Here is a 22,269-nt window from a genome sequence, read left to right as displayed (position 1 = left end):
TGTATGTCGTACGCCGTGAAGAATCTTGCGCAGGGTAGCAGAGAGCTTATCGCTTTCCGTATTGGCGATCAGGAATTTTGCGTCAACATCATGTCAGTGCGGGAAATCCGCGGCTGGACGAAAGCGACGTCTCTTCCTCATTCGCCGTCCTATGTCATGGGCGTCATCAATCTTCGCGGAGCAGTGCTTCCAATCGTCGATCTCTCGGCTCGCCTCGGAATGCGGCGCGCTGAACCTACGCCGCGCCACGTTATCATTGTCGCTCAGGTTAAAAGCCGGGTGGTTGGTCTTCTGGTCGAAGCTGTGTCGGATATCCTGACCGTGACTGACGAGAATATTCAGCCGGTACCCGAGGTGTCTTCTGATCTTGAGAAGCAATATGCGCGCGGCATTCTTGCCATCGACAAGCGGATGATCTGCTTGATCGAGTTGGATGCCATTTTCCCGGAAAGTGAAAGCGAAGCTGCATGAAAGCTATAGGTCTCGCAGATACCCGGCAATCACCGGATGAGGTTTTGGCCAGCGGAGAATATCCGCTGACCCGCCGTGACTTGTCCGAAATTGCCGCGATGATCTATGCCGATGCGGGCATCTATCTGAACGATACGAAAGCCTCTCTCGTCTATTCGCGGCTTTCGAAGCATATCCGCAATCTGGGCCTCAGTGGGTTTCGGGAATATTGCAACCTGGTTGCTTCGCCTGAAGGGGCGGGGCCGCGACGCGAGATGCTGTCTCACCTGACAACCAACTTCACGCGTTTCTTCCGCGAAAACCATCATTTCGACCATCTTCGCGATGAAGTGCTGCCGGGCCTTATTCAACGCGCAAAGAGCGGTGGCCGCGTCCGTATCTGGTCGGCTGCCTCTTCCGACGGCCAGGAACCCTATTCAATTGCGCTGACGGTTCTTTCTCTACTGCCAAATGCTGCCGATCTGGATTTCAAGATCCTGGCAACCGATATCGATCCCAAAATTTTGGCGTTGGCGCGCGCTGGCGTCTATGATGAAAATTCGCTGGAAACTGTATCGCCTGCCATGCGCAAGCAGTATTTCCGTGAAGTGGATGCCGGTGGTCGCCGCAAATTCCAAATTGACGATCGCGTCAAGAAATTGATCACCTACAACGAGCTGAACCTGATGGCCCAATGGCCATTCAAGGGCCAGTTCGATGTGATCTTCTGCCGCAACGTTGTCATCTACTTTGATGAACCGACGCAGATGAAGATCTGGTCGCGATTTGCCGCCCTGCTTCCTGTCGGAGGCCATCTCTATATCGGCCATTCCGAACGTGTGTCGGGCGATGCGAAAAACCTCTTCGATAACATTGGGATAACCACCTACCGCTATACTGGCAAAGATGCGGGGAGGAAGGGATGAGTATGCCAGCCAGAGTTCTTGTCGTTGATGACTCGCCTACCATGCGTGGGCTCATCACGGCTGTTCTGAATCAGGACCCAGAGGTCAACGTTGTCGGCCAGGCTGGTGATGCGCATGAAGCACGCGCCGCGATCAAGCAGTTGAACCCGGATGTGGTGACGCTTGATATCGAAATGCCCAACATGAATGGGTTGGAGTTTCTCGAAAAGATTATGCGGCTTCGGCCCATGCCGGTGATCATGGTGTCCACCATGACGCATCAGGGCGCCAATGCCACGCTTGCTGCTTTGGAAATCGGCGCTTTCGATTGCGTTTCCAAGCCGGTTCCAGGCGATTCGCGCCCCTTCGGCGATCTGGCGGAAAAGGTGAAGGCGGCTGCCCGCTCGAAGCGCGGTAGAACGCAGCCCTCCGTAGTGCCTCAAATTGCACCGGCTTCCGGTTACCGAGTTGGGCGCAAGGTCGTTGCCATCGGTTCCTCTACCGGGGGGGTCGAAGCGCTGATCGCAGTGTTGCAGAAGTTTCCACCCAATTGCCCGCCGACGGTCATTACACAGCACATGCCGCCGACGTTTACGAAAAGTTTTGCAGAAAGGCTTAATCGTCTTTGTGCTCCTGTGGTGCAGGAAGCGACCGACGGTGCGCGTTTGGAGATCGGAAGGATCTACCTTGCTCCCGGTGGCGACAGGCACCTTCAGGTCGTCAATCCCTCGGCTCCAAGCTGCCGGCTTTTGGAGCGCGATCCGGTCAACGGCCATCGGCCGTCTGTGGACGTGCTCTTCGATTCGGTCGCCGAACTGGCGGGACGGAATGCTGTCGGCGTCATCTTGACCGGAATGGGTCGGGATGGAGCCTCCGGTCTGCTCAAGATGCGTGGTGCTGGTGCACGCACGATCGGACAGAACGAGAAGACCTGTGTGGTCTATGGCATGCCTCGAGTTGCCTATGACATCGGGGCCGTCGAGCAGCAATTGCCGCTCGGCGCCATCGGAGACGAAATCTTGAAATTAACTGCTGCCCGAAAAGAAGGTACCGAATAAATGTCTCTCGCTGAAAAAATAAAAGTTCTGATCGTGGATGATCAGGTCACGAGCCGGTTGCTGCTCAGCGACGCTCTGACACAGCTCGGCTTCAAACAGATCACGGCCGCGGGTGATGGCGAGCAGGGCATGAAAATCATGGCCGAACAGCCACATCACCTGGTCATCTCCGACTTCAACATGCCGAAGATGGACGGGCTGGGTCTTTTGCAGGCCGTGCGCACCAACCCCAACACCAAGAAGGCCGCCTTCATCATCCTGACGGCGCAGGGTGACCGTGCACTTGTTCAAAAGGCAGCACAGCTGGGCGCCAACAACGTTCTGGCAAAGCCCTTCACGATCGAGAAGATGAAGGCTGCTATCGAAGCAGTATTCGGAGCGCTTAAATGAACCAAATGGCCGCAGCCAAGCGGATGAATATCATCCAAGGCGAATACAAGGTAACGGATGATCCGGACGCCGTCATTACGACGATCCTGGGGTCTTGCGTGGCTGCGTGCCTGAGAGATCCGGTCGCAGGCATAGGTGGTATGAACCATTTTCTGCTGCCGGGGAACGGTCCAGGCGGCATGTCCGGGGGGGATATGTCGCGTTATGGGGTCCATCTCATGGAGTTGTTGATCAACGGCATCCTGAAACGCGGCGGGCGGCGCGACAGACTGGAAGCGAAGATCTTTGGCGGTGCGAAAACCATCGCCAGCTTCTCCAATGTGGGTGAACAAAACGCGGCATTTGCAACACAATTCCTGCGCGATGAAGGCATCTCCATCATTGGTTCATCAACCGGCGGGGAGTTCGGAAGAAAGCTGGAATACTGGCCTGTCAGCGGAAGGGCGAGAACCTACCCACTGACCGGTGCAGAAACACAAAAGACTGTGGCTCAGGAACAGCGTCCTGCGAAGCCTGCCAAGCCAGTCGAAAGTTCAATCGAATTTTTCTAGACGGAGAAGCAATGTCGGAGTTGCATGTACAGCCATCGCTTCCCGCAGACGAAAAGCTGCCAGAGGTCCTGATGCGGATCGTCAGCGAACTGCATGATGTGGCTTACCTTATCGAACGTGTGGAGCCGCAATTGTTAGAGATTGGCGGCGCGTCCATTTTGCAATCATCAGATGCCATGAAGGTTCTTCAAGGTATTGACCTTGCCGTGCAAAAGGCGAGGGGGCTTGCAGAGTTTATCGATACCATCACTGCGGATATTCCAGACAACTGGACCGTGGATGTGACCACCGCTCTCAGTCTGGTCAAGCTTGCTGATATGCATAAGGCTCTCAGCAATGGTCTGCGCCACGGACATTCTCAGCCCTTGTCGAAGGCTGCGGGTGATTTCGACTTCTTTTGAAGAAATGAGCACTCGTCTTGAGGATAGGTGCCACATTGTTAATTGATTAGGCGGAGACTCAAAAGAGCTTTTCGCAAAGACATTTTGAGGGGGCGGCGTGCCCTCTCGTAAGCCTTTTCTTGCTTCGCGTCTCGCGCGTAATGAGTTGATGTTTCCCCGATCGCGTTGCCCTTCGTCAGCCTGGCGAAACGCTCGCGCAAGCTTCGTGAAATAGGTTGTAGCTGGGCAAAGGGCTCTTTTACCTATTTGACGTGCGGGAACAGAATGAATCTGTTAGCTCAATTCAACCAAGTCTTGAAAAATCTGGGGTCGCTTGGCCAGACGAAACTCCTCGCGCTGGCGGGGATCGGTGTCGTGTCGATGGCGATTGTGATCGCTGCGGCTCTTTTCGTAAACAAGCCCTCCTATGAGACGCTTTATGTTGGGTTGGAGACATCCGACCTCAATCAGGTAAGTATCGCGCTGGCGGAATCGGGAATTAGTTTCGCGGTCGGGCAGGATGGGAAAAGCATTCAGGTGCCGGTGGGTATGACCAGCCGTGCAAGGCTGATGCTGGCTGAACGCGGTCTGCCAAACAGCAGCAATGCCGGCTACGAACTCTTTGACAATGTCGGCTCCCTGGGGCTTACCTCCTTCATGCAGGAAGTGACGCGGGTACGTGCCCTTGAAGGTGAGATTGCACGCTCCATCCAGCAGATCAGCGGCGTTGTTGCTGCCCGTGTCCATATCGTCATGCCCGATGTCGGAAACTTCCGTCGGGCAGGCCAGAAGCCCACAGCCTCTGTCATGATCAGAGCCACAAATGAGGCGGGCCGCAAGGCTGCAGCCTCGATCCGTCATCTTGTCGCTTCTGCTGTTCCGGGACTTGAAGTGGATGACGTCACAATTCTTGATTCCACTGGACAATTGCTGGCGTCTGGGGATGAAGCTGGCAATAGCAGCCTCAATCGCTCCATGACTGCCGTGCAATCTGTGCAGCAGGAAATGGAAAACAATATCGACAAGGCGCTCGCTCCTTTCCTCGGCATGGATAACTTCCGCTCCAGCGCGACGGTTGTTCTCAATACCGATAGCCAGCAAATCCAGGAAACTGTCTACGATCCTGAATCGCGCGTCGAGCGTTCTGTGAAGGTGACCAAGGAAGCCCAGAAGTCTCAGCAGCGCCAGTCGGACTCGGCAACTACAGTTGAACAGAACGTTCCGCAGGCCGCTCCGCAGAGTGGCGGCGCAGCAGGGCCTGAATCCTCGGATCAGTCCGACAAGAAGGAAGAGCAGACCAACTACGAGATCAACTCGAAAACCACCGCGACCACGCGCAATGGCTTCCGTGTTGAAAAGCTCTCCGTCGCAGTCGTCGTCAATCGCGGTCGCATTGCACAAATGGTGGGTGAGCCAGCCGATCAGCAGAAGATCGATGCCTATCTCGAGGAAATGAAGAAGATCGTTGCCACTGCAGCGGGCGTTAGCACAGATCGCGGCGATATCGTCACCGTGACCGCCATGGACTTCCTCGAAAACCAGCTTCTCGATCAGGCAGCCGCAAGCGGCCCAGGCATTGGCGAAATGTTGACCCGCAATATGGGCGGCATCATCAACTCTGCGGCTTTCGTGCTCGTCGCCTTCCTGGTTGTCTGGTTTGGTGTCCGTCCGGTCGTCCGCAGCGTCGGTGGCAACGCGGTGACCGCAGAAGCAGCAGGCGAAACGGCGGGGCTCGAACTTCCAGACTTCTCGCCAGCCGGTGCAAACCCGGCGCTCGCGGAAGGCTTTGGTGCAGATTTCGGCGCAGATTTCGGCTTCGACAGCTCGAACGATCTCTTCGGCGGAGACGACGACAGCGGTGGCTTCAACCGCCGTGTCAAGGAAGGTCCAGAGAAACGTTTGGCGCGGATGGTGGAAATCTCGGAAGAGCGCGCCGCGAAAGTCCTTCGCAAATGGGCAGCGGACAGAGCAGCCTAAGCGATCTGCTCAGAAGCTCATCCAAAATTTTTCGCAAACCAGAAAGGGGTCGGCAGAGCCGGCCCCTTTTTTATGTGGTTGCGCAGTCACATCATGGGGGTAGCTCGCACAACTGGAGGGCTCCATGGAAAACGAGAATGTGACGGAGGCTCAACCTTAAGTGTTGACGTTATGCGATAATTGCGCATGATTATTACCTGCAGACATTAAATATCGCTGTATAACCGTTCTCGTTGATGCGCAACTGCCCCAGGTTATGGCAATTATGCGGCACACGCCTACAATGTAGATGATTCGGACAGTCGACGAGGCAAGCAGGACCGGAATAGCCGCCGGAGCATGCGCTGAAAGGGCAATTCTGATGGAGGGAATTCACGTCCCTCGAAAGGAGACGGGGCTGCATGGAGTTGCGAGGGGCGGAATTGATTGGGGATGCCAAGCTGAAGCTCGGTTCGATATCCTCCAAGACCATCAGCCGAGACCAATTCCTCAGCAAACTGTCTGCGAGCGGTTCCGCAGGGCAAATCCAGGCTGCCTTGGGCATGTTGACTGCTTATGTCGGCGCTTCACACTATCTGCTTGCACGTTACGACCTTATCCAGGAACACGGGCTCGATTTCATTGTGGCATCAGATTGGCCCTTCGATCTCGTTCGCCGAATCGGCGCGGAACTGGTGCGAGGCTATGGGCGCTCGACCGAAATCGAGAAATGCTTGAGCCTTCTTACCCCGCAATTTGCGCTTTTGCCGGACGATGCGCCTTTACCGCAGCAGATCAGCCGGCAGTATTGCTCGCTGATGTTTTGTGTCGGTCGCACGCGGTTTTCGATCATGCTGTTGTTTGACGATGGCTTGATCCTGTCGCAGGACAGATTGCGTGAGGTGGGTGTGCTGGCTGCCTATGTCGTGAGCCTGGGAGACAGGCGCGAAGTGCGCGCCGAGCGAGATTTTGAACTCACCGATCGCGAACTTGAATGCTTGTTCTGGATTGCCGAGGGCAAAACAAGCGACGAAATAGCCGTTATCCTAGGCATATCGCGCAATACCATCAACAACTACATCACCAGCGTCATGCGTAAAACCGCAACAAAAACGCGCTCCGAGGCCATCGCCTACGCGGTTCGCAACAATCTTGTATAAGGGCTGTAATGGCAAGCTGGAACGGCATGTTCAAGAGTGACATGGATTCATCTGCGGCTGCGGGCGGCCAAGGACAGCGCGCCTCGACCCGTTCGGATATTTTTCCGCGTCTCGTCAATATGCAGAAGGCGCTGAATGCGCGGCATTTCGCAGTTTTCCGGGTGACAGGCGCAGGCCTGCCCAACAAGCGTAAGCTGGTTTGCGAATTGGATAATTGGGGCGTGAGTGCCGCGGAAAACTGCAGTGCCATGATGCAGGCCTATGGCGATCAATTGCTGGAGCATATTGAGCATTCTTTGTTGCCGGTGGTCTGGTGGCGCGAGGATGCAGATGATGACCGGGAAGCCCGCCAGTTACCGATGGCGCATGTCCTGGAAAGACGACAGATGCCATTTGGCGGCATTGCCTTTCCCGTGCGCCTTGGCGGCGTGGGAAATGGCTATGTTTCCTTTTCAGGCAGCGGTATCAATCTGGCAAGCGAGATCATGATCGACCAGCATGTGCGCAGCTGCCACGTTCTCATGGACCTGCTCTCGCTTGACGAGCGACGGGCCATTCCGGCCGAAACCTTGAGCGAACGGGAAATTGCGTGCCTTCAGTTGGCCGGTGATGGCCAGATCAGCGAAGAAATAGCCGAACGGCTTGGCCTTTCCGTACACACGGTGAACGCCTATCTGGGCTCGGCAACAATCAAGCTCGACGCCGTCAACCGCATCCAGGCCATCGCCAAGGCAATCCGCCTCGGCTATATCCACTGAGGTTTTCTCAACCCTGACATTCAGCTGGCAAGAGCCAGGGGTTCGCGGCTGTAACGCGCCTCATGCAGTCTGCGTGTTAGCAGGCGTGTATTCTCTTCAGGATCGTCGGATGGGTCTTGGAAGGAAATATGGTCGATTTCAATGCCGGCCAATTTGTCCGCCAAAGTCAGTTTCGCATAAATCGAAATGCCGCGAGGCTTGATTTCCAGATCCAGCACAACCTCCGGATGACCGTCCCATTCCAGCTTGTACTCGCCGCCGGAGCCGAAGCTGACAGTTCCCGGATGAAAGAAAAGTTCCGCAGCTGAAGAGACCAGATCCGCTATACTGCCATAGCATTCAAGCCGAAGAAGAGAGATGAGATCGCCTGCATCGAGCAGTCTCAGTTCGGTCGCAACCGGACTGATTGCGTGCGCCAGGATTTCTTCACGTTCCAGCGAGTAATTGCACTTCTTCATGTTGTTCAGCGTATCCGTATTTAAGGCGATCGCGGTGACCGCGAGGCGTAGACCCGGTGAATCAGTTCAGCCACGGCCTTGTAAAAGGCTGGTGGAATGACACTATCCACCGAGACTTGCGCAAACATGGAGCGGGCAAGCGGAGGGTCCTCAAAAACAGGAATATGGTTCTGCTCGGCAATCTCTCGTATTTTCAATGCGATAAGATCTGTGCCCTTGGCAACGACGACAGGTGCATCGCTTTCCTCACGCACGTAGCGCAACGCCACCGCGTAGTGGGTCGGGTTGGCGATTATAAGGGTTGCGCGAGGCACGTTGTTGATCATGCGCTGGCGGGCGCGGCTTCGCATCAATGAACGCTGGCGTGCCTTGACGGCAGGGTCACCCTGGGACTGCTTGTTTTCGTCCTTGATTTCCTGCCGGGACATCTTCAATTCGCTGTACCAGTGGTGACGCGACCAGAAGAAATCGGCAATGGCCAGCACAGCTGTGGCCAAAAGGATGATTACCATCATCTTGGACAGTGAGCCGTAGATCATGCTGGGAATATTTCGCGGATCGGAGAACATGGCATCCAGCGAATGCATGAAATCACCACGCATGGCGATGAACATGACAACGCTAACGATCAGGATTTTGAACAGCGACTTGCCGAATTCCACCATGCCCTGAACGCTATAAATGCGCGAAAAGCCCTTGGCTGGTGAGACGCGCGAAGCCTGCGGCCTGACGCGTTCCAGGACAAACGAGGGCAGGTTTTGCATGAAGGAGGCCACCAGGCCAAACAGGCAGAACATGATCATTGCAGGCAAGAGAAAGCCAGCAACATCCCAGCCGAGCCGAACTGCAATCGATAGCAGATCGGAAGCGTTCTCGAGCGGCCACTGATCGGGTTGCTCAATGATGTCCTTCAGGCTTTCGCCAAGTTGGGCCGTGCGGGTAGGAAGAAAAAACACCAGATAGCAGTAGAACGCCAGCGATGAGGCAAAGATCGTAACTTCTTTTGAAAAGGGAACATTACCTTTCTCCGCGGCGTCGCGAAGTTTTTTCTCGGTAGGGCTCTCTGTTTTACTGTCTTTATCCTCAGACAAGGCTTCATCCTTGCACAGGGCAAGCTTTTAAAGCCTTCCTGTCGCTGGCAAGAAGGCCATCATGGCCCCCCGTAACCGTATCAAGCCTGGCTAGGCCGAATCACTGAGCCTTATCTTACGGCTTATCGAGGTACAATTGAATCGGGGCAGGGTGTGGAAATCGTCACGCAACCCAACCTGTTGCTCAAAGAATGCACCTGACGGTAGAAAGCATGGCAAGCTGCCCTGCGTTGCCGGTGCGATGAAACAAAAAAGCGCCGCGGTGGGCGGCGCTTTCGAATGCAAATAGTCTTGACCTTATCAAGCGGCAGCGGTCGTTTCGCCACCTTCCGCTGGCGGTTCCTTCAGCTGGATCTGCCCGGCATTGGCCAGACGGATGGCTTCTTGTGCCACCGCACGGCGGGCGATTGCCACTTCGCGCGGGTTTATCATCATATTGGTTGCACCAAGATCGGCTTCGATCATGCGGCGCTGGCGCGGACTGATGGCCGAGAGCACGCTTTCCTTGATCTCCGCCGTGGCGCCGCGAAGCGCCATGGTGATGATGTCGGCGGCGATGTCGTTCAGCAACATCACGCGGCTGCGCTGCGGCATGGCCAGCAGGTCTTCGAAGAGGAAGATCTTCGGGCGAACCTTGTTGACCGATTCCTTGCTGATCGATTCCAGAGAGCTGAGCAGGTTGTCCACCTGTGGCTTCTCCAGCTCGTTCATCAGTTCCGCCACCTTCGCAGAGCCGGTGGAGTTGCGTTCCGCTTCGATCAGGTCGATCAGTTCGATAACGCGGTTTTCGATGATCTGTGCAGCCTTGGGGCTGACATCCTTCATGTTGACCGTGCGGTTCATGATGTCTGCCCGCTGTTCGTCCGGCAGCTGCAGAAGCAGCTTCGCACCGAAAGCGGAGGGCAGCATGGAAAGGATGTAGGCGATGGTCTGCGGATGTTCCTTGAGCATGAACTGACCGACGAATGCCGGATCGGCGTCCTGCAGGCGATCCCAGATGGAGGTTTCGAATGCCTGGAAGGCGGTGCGGCGGCCCAGGAGACCATCCACTTCCTCTGGCGTCAGCCCTTCTTCCAGAATGCTTTCGATTGCCCGCGCGTTGTCCATGAGGCCGGAGCCTTCGGTGAACAGGTCTTCGAACTCGTTGACGAGTTGGAGCAGTTCATCAGGCGGAATCTCCCGCAGCGTCTGTGCAGAAGCGATAATCGTCTGCAACTCGCTTTGGGTAAAATATTTCAACAGCTTGCCAGCCACCCCCTTGCCCATCGCAAGGAGGACAGCGGCGGCCTTTTCAGCTTGGGATAACGGTTTCGTGGAGACTGCGCCTCCGAAATCGTCAAAGTCCATCATGGTCTTCCCTCACTGTCCCTCATGGGATCAGACTTTTTTAGTGCCGAGAACTTCCGTCAGCTTCACGCCGAAACGTGTGTCGTCGTTTTCAAGCACCGTGATTTCACCCTTGGCGATACGGCGACCGTTCACGGTAATTTCCACCGGTTCGCCAATCCTCTTATCCAGCGCGATAATGGCGCCTTCTTCCAGGCCCATCAGGCCTGCAACTTGCATCTTGCTCGTACCCAGGACGATCTCGACCGTGATCGGGATATCCATGATCATGTCGAGGTTTGAGTCCAGTCCACTACCAGGCTGCTGCATTTCAGAGCCACTGGCAGACGAACCGAAATCCGAGCCACCGAAATCCGACCCTCCGAAATCTGAACCGCCCCCGAAATCAGAGCTGCCCCCAAAATCCGACGAGCCGCCGAAATCGGATGTTGCGCCGAAGTCCGAGCCGCCAAACGATGTGTCGGAGGCGAGATCGCCGCCAAAAGCATCCAGATCCATTGGCGATGCACTTGCCGCGCCGCCAAATTCCGCATCCAGATCGGGCACATCGCCCTTTTCGTCAGCCTTCAGCACACCCCGCAGATCATTGATCGCCTGGTCCAGTTCCTCTTCGTTGCCGGAAGAGCCGAACATGTCATCTGGATTCATCGGTGTTTGTTTAGTAGCCATGGATGCATTATTCCTGTCGAAACTTGCGTCAGCCTGCCCAAGGGAAAATTTGCCGGAAAATTCGGATCAACCCATCAAATGGCGCAGCAGTTCATCTTCAGTGCTGATATTGTCTTTGACCCGGACAGTGTATCGGTCGCCCGACCGTCCGAATTCGCAATGGTAAAGGTCCTTGCCGTTGGCGCTGACATTGACGTGCACATCGCCCTTGTCCTCAAAGGCAATGACATCGCCTGCCATCAATTTGGAAACCGTCTTCAGCGTCAGGCTCTGCAAGCGAATGCGCGCTTCCAGGGTCACCTGGGAGCGGCGGACCTGTTCAGCAATCTTATCGGCCCATTCCTGCTTGTGCTTGGGAAGCTGACCTTTGGCTTTGGGAGAAACCACCCGCGTCTTCAAGAGAGCAGTCTGGGGAATGACGAGCGCGATCTCAGACGAGACCTTGCCCATTTCAAGACCGAGACGAATGGCGGCGGCAAATTCCGGCTTTTCATCCTTGTCGGCATCATGACGGGCGTTCGCATTTTGCGGACGCTCAAGTGTTGCCTCAAAACCACCGGCCGCATTCACGCCAGAACGGAGCACATTGCCGATACGCTCGAACACCATCGTGGCCAAGTCGAGCTCTATGTCGGAAAGTGCCCGGTCCATCGGCTGGCGCACCATGTCGCCATCGGCACCCAGCATACGTTCCATCAGGGCAATGACAAAGCTGTTGCCGCAGCCTAGTACGAAATTCGGGCACCAGTTGCGAAGGCTGCCATCCACCAGGCAAACGCCGGGACCGAGCTTGGTGACAAGATCCTGCTTCAGGCCCGCCTGAAAGCCGATATAGGTCACATCGATATGGATGTTGGTTTCGCTGTGAAAGACATCCGGAAGAAACTCCGAATAAAGCTGGCCAAAATCGGCGCAGATTTTCTCGACGGTTTTATAGTCGCCAAGCCCGCCGGTCAGTTTCGCAAGCAGAGCCAGATCCATGCGTGGAGCGCTATCGTCCATATCCGTGCTCATCTGTCTCAAGCCGCCTTGCTATCGCCGCCGCCGCCAGGATTCATCATCTCCTGCTCGACCGCATCGATTGATGGGCGCTCATGGCTGGAAATGGTCTTGCGGCCATATTCGAGAGCAACCTGCGGAACCGAGCCGTTCATGTAAGCGATCAGCGTCTGCTTCACGACGATATACAGGCGATGCTGCTTGGTGCGTACGATCTTGATCATCGCGCAGAGCGGAGCAACCATACAGTAGGACAGGAAGATGCCAAGCATGGTGCCCACAAGAGCCGCACCAATGAGACCACCCAGAACTTCCGGCGATTCGTTGATCTTGCCCATGGCTTTGATAACGCCGAGAACGGCCGCCACGATGCCGATCGCCGGAAAGGCGTCGCCCATCACGGTCAATGAATTATAGGGCTTCATCTTGTCGTGCAGAATGGTCTCGATTTCCTCATCCATGAGGGCTTCGATTTCATGGCTGCGCGCATTGCCGATGATGATCAGACGCACATAGTCGCAGATGAAGGAGGTTAGCTCCTTGTTCTTCAACACGGTTGGCGCCGACTGGAAGATCGGCGATTCGTCCGGGTTGTCGATATGCGCTTCGATTTCGTTGCGTGACTTGGTGCGCAGATCGCGCATCAGGGAGTAAAGCACGCCCAGCACGTCCAGATAGTTGCGCTCCTTGGGAACGGCATATTTAAATGCCTCTCCCATGGCCTTGCCCGAGTCTTTGACGACCTTCATGGGGTTGGCCATGACGAAGCTGCCAACGCCGGCACCGCCGATAATCATCAGCTCGAACGGCTGTATGAGGACTTCCAAATGGCCACCCATGGCCATGTAGCCCCCTAGCACGCAGCCAAGTGTAATCACAAATCCGATAATAATGGTCATCGCGTACCTGTACCATGTTCGTATCAGGTTCCTGAAATACTTCGCCAGGCTTTCGTGAGGCTGGATTGAGAGGGTGTTAAAATACAAGTCCACTTGTCTTGCTGCGGAACAGCCTCGCACAAGTCTTTACTCATAGTGTCCGGCTTTGAAGGGCAATTTGCCCAATTTGCCTCTCCTCGGTGCCACGTCCTGAGGATTGAACGAGCCAAGCACGGAGCAGTCACACTATGCAGTCCGGATTGTATGTCGGTATTTCCTCGCAGATCGCGCTTGAGCGCCGGCTGAACACAATCGCCGATAACATGGCCAATATGAATACGGTCGGCTTTCGCGCAACGGAAGTGAAGTTCGACGAGGTTCTGAGCAAGACACGCAACGACCTGAATGCAAAGGTTGCTTTCGTCAGCCAGGGCAACGACTATCTTTCGGATCGGGCCGGAGCGGTGGAGCAAACGGGCAACCCTTTCGACGTCGCCATCAAGGGCGATGGCTGGCTGGCAATCGATACGCCGCAGGGCCAGGTTCTGACAAAGGACGGTCGTTTCACCATGCGCGAAACGGGTGAACTTGTGTCTAGCCGCGGCTATCCGGTTCTTGATTCCGGTGGTGCGCCGATCCAGCTCGACCGCACCGGCGGACCGCCAGTCATCTCACCCGATGGCCGCATTAGCCAAGGTGATCGTCAGGTCGCCCAGCTCGGCGTGTTCACCGCTGATATCTCCAAAGGCTATCTGCGCTACGAAAATGGCGGCGTCATCCCAGTCGAGAATCCGCAACCTGTTGTCGACCGAATCGATGTGACCGTTGCGCAGGGCTATATCGAGCAATCCAACGTCAACGGCATCGGCCAGATGACGGAGCTTATTCAGGTGAACCGCGCCTTCGAAGCGATTTCGTCCCTCATGAAGGACACCGAAAGCAGCTTCGGTGAAGCCATCAAGACACTTGGCGGCTCACGCTAAACCGACATTCTCACTTCAAGCATCTGCCGCATGAAGGCCCTGGTTTGCCTATGCCGGAATGCTTCAACCACCCACGGAGAGACAGCGAATGCGCGCCGGTAGCGGAAAGCTCAAGGATCTTGCATCGCTCACGCAGCGCTTCACCAAGCCTGAGGTTGCTATTGCGCCGGGTGGTCATGTCCGCACGATTGCCAGCGGCCATTACACGGTGTCTGGCCTAGCACGGCATGTTCGGCTGGGAGAGTTTGTTGCCCATCGCAGCGCCACAGGCATCCATCTCGGCGAGGTCGTGCGGGTCGAGCCGGATCTCGTCTATGTTTGCCCCATTGAACCGGGCGAGCCGATTGGTATTGGCGATGTTGTTATCCGCAAGGGCGCGTTTCGCGTGGCCCCGGACGATAGCTGGTGTGGCCGCACTATCAATGCCCTTTGCGACCCCATCGATGGCAAGGGTGCGCTTGCCAACGGGCCAGAAAAGCGCTCGATTTCCAACAATGCGCCGCCATCCATGACCCGCCAGCGGGTGGAAACCGGCTTTCGAACCGGCGTTCGCGCCATCGACATTTTTTCACCACTCTGCCTTGGCCAGCGTCTGGGCATTTTCGCGGGGTCCGGCGTCGGAAAATCGACGCTTCTCTCCATGCTCGCCAGGGCCGATGCCTTCGATAAGGTCGTTATTGCGCTGGTGGGCGAGCGCGGCCGCGAAGTGCGAGAATTCATCGAGGATACGCTCGGCGACAACATGGCGAAATCGATTGCCGTGGTGGCAACAAGCGATGAAAGCCCGATGCTGCGCAAGATGGCACCACTGGTGGGTATCACCATTGCAGAGCATTTTCGCGACAAGGGCGAGAATGTGCTGTTCATTGCCGATAGTGTCACGCGCTTCGCCCATGCCATTCGCGAAGTAGCCATGGCATCTGGCGAGCCTCCCATTGCACGTGGCTATCCCGCATCTGTCTTCACTGAATTGCCGCGCCTTCTTGAGCGTTCTGGTCCTGGCCCGGAAGGAACAGGCACCATCACGGCGATCATTTCCATTCTGGTGGATGGTGATAACCACAACGATCCGATTGCCGATTCCGCGCGCGGTATTCTGGATGGTCACGTCGTGCTTGAACGAAGCCTGGCCGAGGAGGGGCGCTATCCGCCCATCAACCCACTCTCCTCCATCTCCCGTCTGGCCCGAAAGGCCTGGAGCGGCGATCAGGAGAAGCTGGTCTCAAGGCTCAAGGCACTGATTCACCGATATGAAGAGACGCGGGATCTGCGCCTGATCGGCGGTTATCGCGCGGGCAGCGATCCGGATCTCGACATGGCGATCAAGCAGGTGCCGGTGATTTACGACGTCTTGAAACAGACCCCCGGAGATCCACCGGCCATCGACGCCTATGCGGATCTGGCCATGGCCCTGCGGGCAGCCGCGCAAGCTGGCCCCGGCTTTCAGCGATAGAAAGGACTACTGGCGTGGACCATAATGAGAACGAAGAGGTCAAGCCGCTGAAGCGCCGCCGTCGCAACTCCGGCGTTTTCAGTGATCGAATGCTGGCTGCAGCCGGAATTGGCCTTGCCTGCGCCTCTGCTTTCTTCCCCTGGTACGTTTTTTTCAACGAAGACAAGTTCGGCATCCGGGTTCAAACCATGGACCATACGCGCGATTTGCCGAATACGCCCGCTCGAAACGTATTCAGCGTTTCGCCGCTCGCCATGGTGAACAAGAACCCTTCCGATACGCCGAAGGCATTGCCTGATCCTATCGACGGGCTGACAACGGCGACCGTGTCGTCGCTGGGCAAGGAGCCGCCGAACAATGATTCTCCAGGCGCCATGCAACCGCTGCCGGGCAAGAATACCTTCCGGCTGATGCATGTGGCCAACGGCCGCGCAATGATTGAAGACAGCAGCGGCATGTACATGGTGCGCATCGGCTCGATTTTGCCGGATAACAGCCGTTTGGCGACGATTGAACAGCGCAATGGTCGCTGGGTGATCGTGACTTCGAATGGCGACATTGTCGATGATCAGGCGCAAGCGGCGGCCCCGTAAGTCTGACGCAAGATTACCAGCATAGGCTTCAGTTAGAAAATGGAGATAAGCCTATGCAACCCATCCAACTGTTTGATCTGGCCTCGCGCCAAGCCGAGTGGCTCTCGATCCGCCAGCAGGTCGTTGCTGGCAACATCGCCAATGCCAACACTCCGGAATTCAAGGCCAAGGATGTAACGCCCTTTTCTGCCGTGCTGAACAATGCCGGCATCAGCATGGCGAGAACCAATGCCGCGCACCTGAGCGGCAATTCGCTCGATAGCACTATTGATGTCGGAATTGAGAAAGAGAGCCTGAACCAGGAAATTGGCGTTCAGGAATCCGGCAACACCGTGTCCCTCGCACAGGAACTTTCCAAGTCTGGCGAGATCAAGCGGCAGTATGAGCTAAGCACCAATCTGGTCAAATCATTCCACGGCATGATGATGCTTACGGTCAGGAGATAACGACGCATGGACCCGCTGTCAGCAGCTTCGAAAATCGCAGGCTCAGGTCTGGAAGTACAGTCCACGCGTCTGCGGATCGTGTCTGAAAACATCGCCAACGCCCGCACCACGGGCGATACCCCAGGTGCCGATCCTTACCGCCGCAAGACCATTACCTTCGGTGCGGTTCTCGATAAGGCTTCCGGTGCGGAAATCGTCAACGTCAAGAAGCTTGGCAACGATCAGGGCAAATTCATCGAGGAATACGATCCGGGTAATCCGGCCGCCGATGAAAAAGGCTTTGTGAAAATGCCGAATGTGAATGTCCTCATAGAAATGGCGGACCTTCGCGAAGCCAATCGCAGCTACGACGCGAACCTGCAGATGATCAAGCAGACTCGCGATCTCGTCAGCTCTACCCTCGATCTGCTGAAGAGCGCGCAATGATTGATAAAGTACAAAATGTAAGTTCGCTTTCTTTGACGCGCGAATTGGGAGAGATTTCTTCCACCAGTTCGTCGAGCAGTCTCGGTTCCGCCGCACCTTCGGCTGCCGCAGGCACGGGGACTGGCATGTCATTCTCCCAGGTTCTGGGCGGAATGGCAGCAGATGCCGCGCATAACATCAAGGCGGCGGAATCGCTGTCGATCGCTGGCATTCAGGGCAAGGCGAATACACGCCAGGTCGTTGATGCAGTGATGGAGGCGCAGCAGTCGCTTCAGACAGCGATCGCCTTTCGCGACAAGATCGTGAACGCCTATCTCGAAATCACGAAGATGCAGATCTAAAGGCAAGGACCTAAGACGATGAGAGCGCTTTCCGTCGCGGCGACGGGCATGGATGCCCAGCAGACCAATCTCGAGGTCATCGCCAACAATATCGCCAATATCAACACGACCGGCTTCAAGCGCGCCCGTGCCGAGTTTTCCGATCTGCTGTACCAGACGGAGCGTGCCAAGGGCGTGCCTAACCGTGCCAACCAGGCCATCGTTCCTGAAGGTGCCAATATCGGCCTTGGCGTACAGACCGCCGCCGTGCGCAACATCTTCCAGCAGGGTGAACTGACGCAGACCGAAAATTCGCTCGATGTGGCTATCATCGGTCGCGGTTGGTTCCAGGTCCAGGCCCCGGATGGCAGCACGATGTACACACGTGCCGGTGCTTTCAACACGAATGCACAAGGCCAGCTCGTCACCATTGATGGCTATGCTGTGGTGCCGAATATCACGATCCCGCAAAACGTGACGGAAACAGTTATCAGCCGTACCGGCCAAGTGAGCGTGCGCGTTGGCAATGCCAACACATTTACTGACCTTGGCCAGCTGACGACTGCAAACTTCGTGAACGAAGCGGGCCTGAAACCGATGGGTGACAACCTGTTCCAGCAGACGCCAGCCTCTGGTGAAGCCATTGTCGCAGCACCGGAAGATCCCGGCTTCGGCTATCTCAAGCAAGGCTATCTGGAATCGTCAAACGTCGATCCGGTCAAGGAAATCACCAACCTCATCTCCGCCCAGCGCGCCTATGAGATGAATTCCAAGGTGATCACGACCGCAGACGAGATGGCTTCGATTGTCAGTAAGAACCTGAAGTAACTGATTAAGGGGTGGCAGACATGATGTTTCGCCGGAATAGCAGGATGCGGAGCGCCATCGTGGGAATATCCCTCGGTGTCATCTGCTTCGCGGGCTCTCAGGCGAGTGCCCAGAATGGCATGGCGGTGGTTCCCAAGCAGACCATCTATCCGGGCCAGGAAATTGATGCCGCCCAACTTCAGGAAGTCGAAGTGACCAATCCGAACATCGCCGGTGGCTATGCCAGTTCCGTCAGCCAGGTCGCCGGCATGATCAGCAGCCGAACGCTTCTGCCGGGCCGTACGATCCAGGTGAATGCGTTACGGGAACCCTATGCGGTGAAGCGTGGGACAACGGTTCGCATGACATTTAACGTTGGCAGCATGATCATCGCCGCATCCGGCACGCCGCTCGATAATGCCTCGGTCGGTGACGTGATCCGTCTGCGCAATCTCGATTCAGGTGTCACCGTGTCCGGCACTGTCATGGCAGACGGAACCGTTCAGGTGATGGCGAAATGATGAAGCGTCTTTTCACTCTGGGCCTTGTCTGCCTCACGTTTTTTTCTCCGGTGACCTCAGCTCACGCGGACCCTGCCCGGATCAAGGATATTGCTTCGCTTCAAGCAGGGCGTGACAACCAGTTGATTGGCTACGGTTTGATCGTAGGTCTGCAGGGATCAGGTGATAGCCTGCGTTCCTCGCCCTTCACCGAACAATCCATGCGGGCCATGCTGCAAAACCTTGGCATTTCCACGCAAGGCGGCCAGTCGAGCGCCAAGAATACGGCAGCGGTCATGGTTACGGCCAATCTGCCACCCTTTGCCAGCCCCGGCAGCCGCCTGGATGTCACCGTCAGCTCGCTGGGAGATGCCACCTCGCTTCGCGGTGGAACGCTGATCATGACATCGCTTTCCGGTGCCGATGGACAGATCTATGCGGTTGCCCAAGGTTCCGTCGTGGTTTCGGGTTTTTCTGCTCAAGGGCAGGCTGCAAGTGTAACCGAAGGCGTGACGACAGCCGGGCGCGTGCCGAATGGCGCGATCATCGAACGCGAACTGCCGTCCAAATTCAAGGACAGCGTTAATCTTGTCCTGCAACTGCGCAACCCGGATTTCTCCACGGCTGTGCGCATAGCCGATACCGTGAACCATTTTGCCGCCCAACGCTATGGTGGTGCCGTGGCAGAACCGCGCGATTCGCAGGAAGTCATTATTGCCAAGCCCCGCTCTGCGGACTTGACCCGCTTGATGGCGGAAATTGAAAATCTGGTGGTGGAAACCGATACGCCTGCCAAGGTCGTTGTCAACGAGCGCACCGGAACTGTCGTCATAGGGGCTGATGTGAAGGTATCGCGTGTCGCGGTAAGCTACGGCACGCTGACAGTTCAGGTGACCGAAACTCCGCAAATCGTGCAGCCGGAGCCCTTTTCCAATGGTCAGACGGCGGTGCAGCCACAAACGGACATCAGCGTCATGAAGAATGGCAGCAATGTCGCCATCCTGAATGGGCCCGATCTCAGAACGCTTGTTGCGGGTCTCAATAGCATCGGCGTGAAACCTGACGGCATTATCGCGATCCTTCAAGGCATCAAGTCGGCAGGCGCACTTCAGGCGGAGCTTGTGATCCAATGATGAAGTCCAGGATTCAACAGATGGCGGCGACGCTGCCCGTAAAGCTTGCCGCAGTTGGCGTAGTTCTTCTTCTCGTGCCGCAGGTCAACGCCCAACAGGCAAGCCCTGTCGCGCCGACGGGCACGGCTGCCGACATCGAAAAGTTTTGCACCAATATTGCCGACCCGGCGCGTGACCAGCGCTACCTGTTGCAGAAACAGGAGCTGGAAAAGCTGCAAAGCGATGTGGACCAGCGCATTGCCGTGCTGGAGCAGCGCAAGACGGAATACGAGGACTGGCTGAAGCGGCGCAATGATTTCATGCAGCGTGCCGAAGCAGGTCTCGTTGATATCTACAAGACGATGAAGCCGGATGCGGCGGCTCCCCAACTTCAGGAAATGAGGCTGGAGCTGGCCGCGGCCATCATCATGAAACTTCCGGCGCGTCAGTCCGGTCTCATCCTGAGCGAGATGGACCCGATCAAAGCGGGACAGATCTCCATGATCATGTCCAGCGCGTCCGACCCCAACACATCAAAGGACCGCCGTTCATGACGAAGCGTATACCGGCTCTGTTCGCAGCCCTGCTGCTCACCAGTTGCGGCAGCCAGACAGTCAAGGAAATCGGCAATGCGCCGTCCATGAGCCCGATCGGAAGTGGCCTGCAATATGCGCAGACCCCTCAACTGTCTTCCTATCCCAAGCAGCCTCGCCATATGGCGAGCGGCTATTCCTTGTGGAGTGACAGCCAATCCGCCCTGTTTAAGGATGCGCGCGCGCTTAACGTGGGTGACATCCTGACGGTCGATATTCAGATGAACGACCGCGCCGACTTCGACAACGAGACGGACCGCAGCCGCACCAACAAGACGGGCCTGAAGTGGAACGCGAACGCCAACATCCTCGGCGTTACCCCATTCACTACCGGGGACATGGGAACGGATTCGCAGACCTCCACCAAGGGCCAGGGCTCGACCAAACGTTCCGAAAAGCTGAACCTGCTTGTTGCAGCGGTGGTCACAGGCGTTCTCGAAAACGGAAACCTGCTGATCTCTGGATCCCAGGAAGTGCGCGTGAACCACGAAATCCGCATTCTGAACGTAGCCGGTATTGTGCGCCCGCAGGATGTGAACGCCAAGAACCTCATCTCTTACGACAAGATTGCAGAAGCCCGAATTTCCTATGGTGGCCGTGGCCGCTTGATGGAGATGCAACAGCCGCCGATCGGTCAGCAGGTCGTGGACCTGTTCTCGCCCTTCTGATGCTCGCCTGAAAGGACTGACAGGCCATGGAAGAGGCAGAAGGCTCCCAGCCAAAGAAGAAGGCGTCGCCCATTCTGACAATCGCGGCCATTGCCGTCGTCACCCTCATCGGTGCCGGCGCAGGCTGGGTTCTGGGCGGCATGATTGCGCCGAAAGACCCGGCGGCGGAAGCGCAGAAGGCAGAAGCAGCGTCAGCACATCCCGCAACTGGCGGCGAGCACGGAGAGAAGAAGGAAGAAGGTCTTCCCCACATCTCAACCCCTGCCGCAGGTGTCGTGCAACTTGAGCCGATCACCACCAATCTCGCCTATCCCTCCGATAACTGGGTGCGGCTGGAAGTGGCTCTTGCCTTCAATGGGCCGCCGGAGCTTGCGCTGGCAGAGCAGATCCATCAGGATATTCTGGCCTATATGCGCACGGTCTCGCTGCAGCAGATAGAAGGGCCGCGTGGCTTTCAATATCTTAAGGATGACCTTCAGGAACGTGTTGACCTTCGTTCTCAAGGCAAAGTATCGAAGGTGATGCTCAGAACCTTCGTGATCGAATGATTCGATTTATCTTCCTTCTGACCGCGTTTCTGGTGATGCCCGCAGCGGCATTTGCCCAGCAATCGCCGGCCGATCTTCTCAACCTGCCGGTCGATGGCTCGGCGGCGGCCTGGATCATTCGCACCTTCGGTCTGCTCACCGTGCTTTCGGTGGCGCCGGGCATTCTGGTGATGGTCACCAGCTTTCCGCGTTTCATCATCGCCTTCTCGATCCTGCGAACAGGCATGGGGCTTGCCACGGCACCCTCCAACCTTGTTCTGGTCTCCATGGCGCTGTTCATGACCTTCTATGTCATGTCACCCACCTTCGACCGCGCCTGGAACGAGGGCGTGCAGCCGCTTTTGCGCAATGAAATCACGGAAGCAGATGCTGTGCAGCGCATAGCGCAGCCCTTCCGCGTTTTCATGACAGCCAATACGCGGGAGAAGGATTTGAGCCTTTTCGTGGATATTGCCACGGAAAAGGGGCAGGCCGTTGGCACTGGGGATGCGATCGATTACCGCGTTCTGGTTCCCGCCTTCATGCTCTCTGAAATCCGTCGTGGCTTTGAAATCGGCTTCCTGATCGTTCTGCCATTTCTCGTGATCGACATGATCGTTGCCGCCATCACCATGGCCATGGGCATGATGATGCTGCCACCGACATCGATCTCGCTACCGTTCAAGATTCTCTTCTTCGTGCTGATCGATGGCTGGAACCTGCTGGTCGGCAGTCTGGTGCGCTCCTTCAACTGATCGCGCATCATCTCCATGACCTTTCGCGTGAACGAA

The 22,269-nt window shown here is 56.4% G+C and carries 28 protein-coding genes; 22 read left to right on the top strand and 6 right to left on the bottom strand.

The genetic code is table 11. From position 1 onward, the window contains the following. Positions 1 to 3: 3 nt before the first annotated feature. The 9 genes from AC0JZ1_RS13900 (at position 4) to visR (ending at position 7,608) form a co-directional block, all read left to right on the top strand. Positions 4 to 471 (top strand): chemotaxis protein CheW, encoded by a 468-nt coding sequence (locus tag AC0JZ1_RS13900; RefSeq protein ID WP_471882938.1) that lies wholly within the window; start codon positions 4 to 6, stop codon positions 469 to 471. Next, on the top strand, positions 468 to 1,376 hold the full coding sequence (gene cheR, locus AC0JZ1_RS13895; protein ID WP_471882937.1) for a protein-glutamate O-methyltransferase CheR: 909 nt from the start codon (positions 468 to 470) through the stop codon (positions 1,374 to 1,376). Before AC0JZ1_RS13900 ends, cheR begins: the two co-directional genes overlap by 4 nt. Continuing rightward, a complete protein-coding gene (cheB, locus tag AC0JZ1_RS13890; RefSeq protein ID WP_471882936.1) occupies positions 1,373 to 2,413 on the top strand; it encodes a protein-glutamate O-methylesterase CheB in 1,041 nt (346 codons plus the stop codon). The genes cheR and cheB overlap by 4 nt, the downstream gene beginning before the upstream one ends. Then, the gene (locus tag AC0JZ1_RS13885; protein ID WP_062555336.1) at positions 2,414 to 2,803 is read left to right on the top strand and encodes a response regulator; all 390 of its coding nucleotides are present in this window, start codon (positions 2,414 to 2,416) and stop codon (positions 2,801 to 2,803) included. It abuts the gene before it with no gap. Continuing rightward, on the top strand, positions 2,800 to 3,354 hold the full coding sequence (gene cheD, locus AC0JZ1_RS13880; protein ID WP_471882935.1) for a chemoreceptor glutamine deamidase CheD: 555 nt from the start codon (positions 2,800 to 2,802) through the stop codon (positions 3,352 to 3,354). The genes AC0JZ1_RS13885 and cheD overlap by 4 nt, the downstream gene beginning before the upstream one ends. Positions 3,355 to 3,365: 11 nt before the next feature. Beyond that, positions 3,366 to 3,755, top strand: coding sequence for a chemotaxis protein CheT (gene cheT / locus AC0JZ1_RS13875; RefSeq protein ID WP_471882934.1), 390 nt, complete (start codon positions 3,366 to 3,368; stop codon positions 3,753 to 3,755). 264 nt (positions 3,756 to 4,019) lie between these two features. Then, complete coding sequence (fliF, locus tag AC0JZ1_RS13870; RefSeq protein WP_471882933.1) at positions 4,020 to 5,711, top strand: flagellar basal-body MS-ring/collar protein FliF; 1,692 nt, start codon at positions 4,020 to 4,022, stop codon at positions 5,709 to 5,711. A 401-nt stretch (positions 5,712 to 6,112) separates the two neighbouring features. Next, positions 6,113 to 6,850 carry a transcriptional regulator VisN gene (visN, locus tag AC0JZ1_RS13865; protein ID WP_471882932.1) on the top strand — a complete coding sequence of 246 codons (738 nt, stop codon included), beginning with the start codon at positions 6,113 to 6,115 and terminating at the stop codon, positions 6,848 to 6,850. 26 nt (positions 6,851 to 6,876) lie between these two features. Beyond that, complete coding sequence (gene visR, locus AC0JZ1_RS13860; protein ID WP_471883453.1) at positions 6,877 to 7,608, top strand: transcriptional regulator VisR; 732 nt, start codon at positions 6,877 to 6,879, stop codon at positions 7,606 to 7,608. A 20-nt stretch (positions 7,609 to 7,628) separates the two neighbouring features. On the opposite strand, the gene AC0JZ1_RS13855 is transcribed toward visR, so the two are convergent. The 6 genes from AC0JZ1_RS13855 to motA form a co-directional block, all read right to left on the bottom strand. Beyond that, on the bottom strand, positions 7,629 to 8,066 hold the full coding sequence (locus tag AC0JZ1_RS13855) for a hypothetical protein (RefSeq protein WP_471882931.1): 438 nt from the start codon (positions 8,064 to 8,066) through the stop codon (positions 7,629 to 7,631). 20 nt (positions 8,067 to 8,086) lie between these two features. Further along, complete coding sequence (gene flhB, locus AC0JZ1_RS13850) at positions 8,087 to 9,157, bottom strand: flagellar biosynthesis protein FlhB (protein ID WP_471882930.1); 1,071 nt, start codon at positions 9,155 to 9,157, stop codon at positions 8,087 to 8,089. Between the two features lie 300 nt (positions 9,158 to 9,457). Continuing rightward, complete coding sequence (gene fliG, locus AC0JZ1_RS13845) at positions 9,458 to 10,507, bottom strand: flagellar motor switch protein FliG (protein ID WP_471882929.1); 1,050 nt, start codon at positions 10,505 to 10,507, stop codon at positions 9,458 to 9,460. A 27-nt stretch (positions 10,508 to 10,534) separates the two neighbouring features. Next, a complete protein-coding gene (fliN, locus tag AC0JZ1_RS13840; protein ID WP_471882928.1) occupies positions 10,535 to 11,173 on the bottom strand; it encodes a flagellar motor switch protein FliN in 639 nt (212 codons plus the stop codon). Positions 11,174 to 11,239: 66 nt separating this feature from the next. Then, positions 11,240 to 12,187: a FliM/FliN family flagellar motor switch protein gene (locus tag AC0JZ1_RS13835; RefSeq protein WP_471882927.1), complete on the bottom strand. Its 948-nt coding sequence runs from the start codon at positions 12,185 to 12,187 to the stop codon at positions 11,240 to 11,242. A 5-nt stretch (positions 12,188 to 12,192) separates the two neighbouring features. After that, a complete protein-coding gene (gene motA, locus AC0JZ1_RS13830) occupies positions 12,193 to 13,071 on the bottom strand; it encodes a flagellar motor stator protein MotA (protein WP_471882926.1) in 879 nt (292 codons plus the stop codon). Between the two features lie 227 nt (positions 13,072 to 13,298). Between motA and flgF the strand changes: the two genes are divergently transcribed. The 13 genes from flgF (at position 13,299) to fliP (ending at position 22,233) form a co-directional block, all read left to right on the top strand. Next, a complete protein-coding gene (flgF, locus tag AC0JZ1_RS13825) occupies positions 13,299 to 14,033 on the top strand; it encodes a flagellar basal-body rod protein FlgF (protein ID WP_471882925.1) in 735 nt (244 codons plus the stop codon). An 88-nt stretch (positions 14,034 to 14,121) separates the two neighbouring features. After that, positions 14,122 to 15,486 (top strand): flagellar protein export ATPase FliI, encoded by a 1,365-nt coding sequence (gene fliI, locus AC0JZ1_RS13820; protein ID WP_471882924.1) that lies wholly within the window; start codon positions 14,122 to 14,124, stop codon positions 15,484 to 15,486. 14 nt (positions 15,487 to 15,500) lie between these two features. Continuing rightward, a complete protein-coding gene (locus AC0JZ1_RS13815) occupies positions 15,501 to 16,079 on the top strand; it encodes a flagellar protein (protein ID WP_471882923.1) in 579 nt (192 codons plus the stop codon). A 53-nt stretch (positions 16,080 to 16,132) separates the two neighbouring features. Continuing rightward, the gene (gene flgB / locus AC0JZ1_RS13810) at positions 16,133 to 16,525 is read left to right on the top strand and encodes a flagellar basal body rod protein FlgB (protein ID WP_471882922.1); all 393 of its coding nucleotides are present in this window, start codon (positions 16,133 to 16,135) and stop codon (positions 16,523 to 16,525) included. Between the two features lie 6 nt (positions 16,526 to 16,531). After that, positions 16,532 to 16,951 carry a flagellar basal body rod protein FlgC gene (gene flgC, locus AC0JZ1_RS13805; RefSeq protein ID WP_471882921.1) on the top strand — a complete coding sequence of 140 codons (420 nt, stop codon included), beginning with the start codon at positions 16,532 to 16,534 and terminating at the stop codon, positions 16,949 to 16,951. After that, entirely contained in the window at positions 16,948 to 17,292 is a 345-nt protein-coding gene (gene fliE, locus AC0JZ1_RS13800; RefSeq protein ID WP_471882920.1) for a flagellar hook-basal body complex protein FliE, read from the top strand. Before flgC ends, fliE begins: the two co-directional genes overlap by 4 nt. Before the next feature lie 18 nt (positions 17,293 to 17,310). Then, the gene (flgG, locus tag AC0JZ1_RS13795; RefSeq protein WP_471882919.1) at positions 17,311 to 18,099 is read left to right on the top strand and encodes a flagellar basal-body rod protein FlgG; all 789 of its coding nucleotides are present in this window, start codon (positions 17,311 to 17,313) and stop codon (positions 18,097 to 18,099) included. Positions 18,100 to 18,119: 20 nt separating this feature from the next. Next, the gene (gene flgA, locus AC0JZ1_RS13790) at positions 18,120 to 18,599 is read left to right on the top strand and encodes a flagellar basal body P-ring formation chaperone FlgA (protein WP_471882918.1); all 480 of its coding nucleotides are present in this window, start codon (positions 18,120 to 18,122) and stop codon (positions 18,597 to 18,599) included. After that, the gene (locus tag AC0JZ1_RS13785) at positions 18,599 to 19,711 is read left to right on the top strand and encodes a flagellar basal body P-ring protein FlgI (RefSeq protein WP_471883452.1); all 1,113 of its coding nucleotides are present in this window, start codon (positions 18,599 to 18,601) and stop codon (positions 19,709 to 19,711) included. The genes flgA and AC0JZ1_RS13785 overlap by 1 nt, the downstream gene beginning before the upstream one ends. Further along, a complete protein-coding gene (locus tag AC0JZ1_RS13780) occupies positions 19,711 to 20,244 on the top strand; it encodes a MotE family protein (RefSeq protein WP_471883451.1) in 534 nt (177 codons plus the stop codon). The genes AC0JZ1_RS13785 and AC0JZ1_RS13780 overlap by 1 nt, the downstream gene beginning before the upstream one ends. Beyond that, positions 20,241 to 20,951, top strand: coding sequence for a flagellar basal body L-ring protein FlgH (gene flgH, locus AC0JZ1_RS13775; protein ID WP_471882917.1), 711 nt, complete (start codon positions 20,241 to 20,243; stop codon positions 20,949 to 20,951). The genes AC0JZ1_RS13780 and flgH overlap by 4 nt, the downstream gene beginning before the upstream one ends. A gap of 26 nt (positions 20,952 to 20,977) precedes the next feature. Then, on the top strand, positions 20,978 to 21,499 hold the full coding sequence (locus AC0JZ1_RS13770; protein WP_471882916.1) for a flagellar basal body-associated FliL family protein: 522 nt from the start codon (positions 20,978 to 20,980) through the stop codon (positions 21,497 to 21,499). Beyond that, complete coding sequence (gene fliP / locus AC0JZ1_RS13765) at positions 21,496 to 22,233, top strand: flagellar type III secretion system pore protein FliP (protein WP_471882915.1); 738 nt, start codon at positions 21,496 to 21,498, stop codon at positions 22,231 to 22,233. The genes AC0JZ1_RS13770 and fliP overlap by 4 nt, the downstream gene beginning before the upstream one ends. The last annotated feature ends 36 nt before the right edge of the window (positions 22,234 to 22,269 follow it).

It is taken from the genome of Affinirhizobium capsici (genome assembly GCF_977018625.1).
Note: the sequence above shows the minus strand (reverse complement) of the source record. Positions and strands in the feature narration are given on the sequence as shown.

Bases quoted from the DNA above. Each gene is read 5' to 3' on its own strand.
- flgH (WP_471882917.1), top strand. From the start codon at position 20,241: ATGACGAAGCGTATACCGGCTCTGTTCGCAGCCCTGCTGCTCACCAGT.
- visN (WP_471882932.1), top strand. From the start codon at position 6,113: ATGGAGTTGCGAGGGGCGGAATTGATTGGGGATGCCAAGCTGAAGCTC.
- flgA (WP_471882918.1), top strand. From the start codon at position 18,120: ATGATGTTTCGCCGGAATAGCAGGATGCGGAGCGCCATCGTGGGAATA.
- AC0JZ1_RS13900 (WP_471882938.1), top strand. From the start codon at position 4: ATGTCGTACGCCGTGAAGAATCTTGCGCAGGGTAGCAGAGAGCTTATC.
- flgF (WP_471882925.1), top strand. From the start codon at position 13,299: ATGCAGTCCGGATTGTATGTCGGTATTTCCTCGCAGATCGCGCTTGAG.
- fliF (WP_471882933.1), top strand. From the start codon at position 4,020: ATGAATCTGTTAGCTCAATTCAACCAAGTCTTGAAAAATCTGGGGTCG.
- flgC (WP_471882921.1), top strand. From the start codon at position 16,532: ATGGACCCGCTGTCAGCAGCTTCGAAAATCGCAGGCTCAGGTCTGGAA.
- fliI (WP_471882924.1), top strand. From the start codon at position 14,122: ATGCGCGCCGGTAGCGGAAAGCTCAAGGATCTTGCATCGCTCACGCAG.
- cheD (WP_471882935.1), top strand. From the start codon at position 2,800: ATGAACCAAATGGCCGCAGCCAAGCGGATGAATATCATCCAAGGCGAA.
- motA (WP_471882926.1), bottom strand. From the start codon at position 13,071: ATGACCATTATTATCGGATTTGTGATTACACTTGGCTGCGTGCTAGGG.
- fliN (WP_471882928.1), bottom strand. From the start codon at position 11,173: ATGGCTACTAAACAAACACCGATGAATCCAGATGACATGTTCGGCTCT.
- visR (WP_471883453.1), top strand. From the start codon at position 6,877: ATGTTCAAGAGTGACATGGATTCATCTGCGGCTGCGGGCGGCCAAGGA.
- flgB (WP_471882922.1), top strand. From the start codon at position 16,133: ATGCAACCCATCCAACTGTTTGATCTGGCCTCGCGCCAAGCCGAGTGG.
- AC0JZ1_RS13885 (WP_062555336.1), top strand. From the start codon at position 2,414: ATGTCTCTCGCTGAAAAAATAAAAGTTCTGATCGTGGATGATCAGGTC.
- AC0JZ1_RS13855 (WP_471882931.1), bottom strand. From the start codon at position 8,066: ATGAAGAAGTGCAATTACTCGCTGGAACGTGAAGAAATCCTGGCGCAC.
- AC0JZ1_RS13785 (WP_471883452.1), top strand. From the start codon at position 18,599: ATGAAGCGTCTTTTCACTCTGGGCCTTGTCTGCCTCACGTTTTTTTCT.
- flgG (WP_471882919.1), top strand. From the start codon at position 17,311: ATGAGAGCGCTTTCCGTCGCGGCGACGGGCATGGATGCCCAGCAGACC.
- fliE (WP_471882920.1), top strand. From the start codon at position 16,948: ATGATTGATAAAGTACAAAATGTAAGTTCGCTTTCTTTGACGCGCGAA.
- cheT (WP_471882934.1), top strand. From the start codon at position 3,366: ATGTCGGAGTTGCATGTACAGCCATCGCTTCCCGCAGACGAAAAGCTG.
- AC0JZ1_RS13770 (WP_471882916.1), top strand. From the start codon at position 20,978: ATGGAAGAGGCAGAAGGCTCCCAGCCAAAGAAGAAGGCGTCGCCCATT.
- cheB (WP_471882936.1), top strand. From the start codon at position 1,373: ATGAGTATGCCAGCCAGAGTTCTTGTCGTTGATGACTCGCCTACCATG.
- cheR (WP_471882937.1), top strand. From the start codon at position 468: ATGAAAGCTATAGGTCTCGCAGATACCCGGCAATCACCGGATGAGGTT.
- AC0JZ1_RS13780 (WP_471883451.1), top strand. From the start codon at position 19,711: ATGAAGTCCAGGATTCAACAGATGGCGGCGACGCTGCCCGTAAAGCTT.
- AC0JZ1_RS13835 (WP_471882927.1), bottom strand. From the start codon at position 12,187: ATGAGCACGGATATGGACGATAGCGCTCCACGCATGGATCTGGCTCTG.
- fliP (WP_471882915.1), top strand. From the start codon at position 21,496: ATGATTCGATTTATCTTCCTTCTGACCGCGTTTCTGGTGATGCCCGCA.
- fliG (WP_471882929.1), bottom strand. From the start codon at position 10,507: ATGATGGACTTTGACGATTTCGGAGGCGCAGTCTCCACGAAACCGTTA.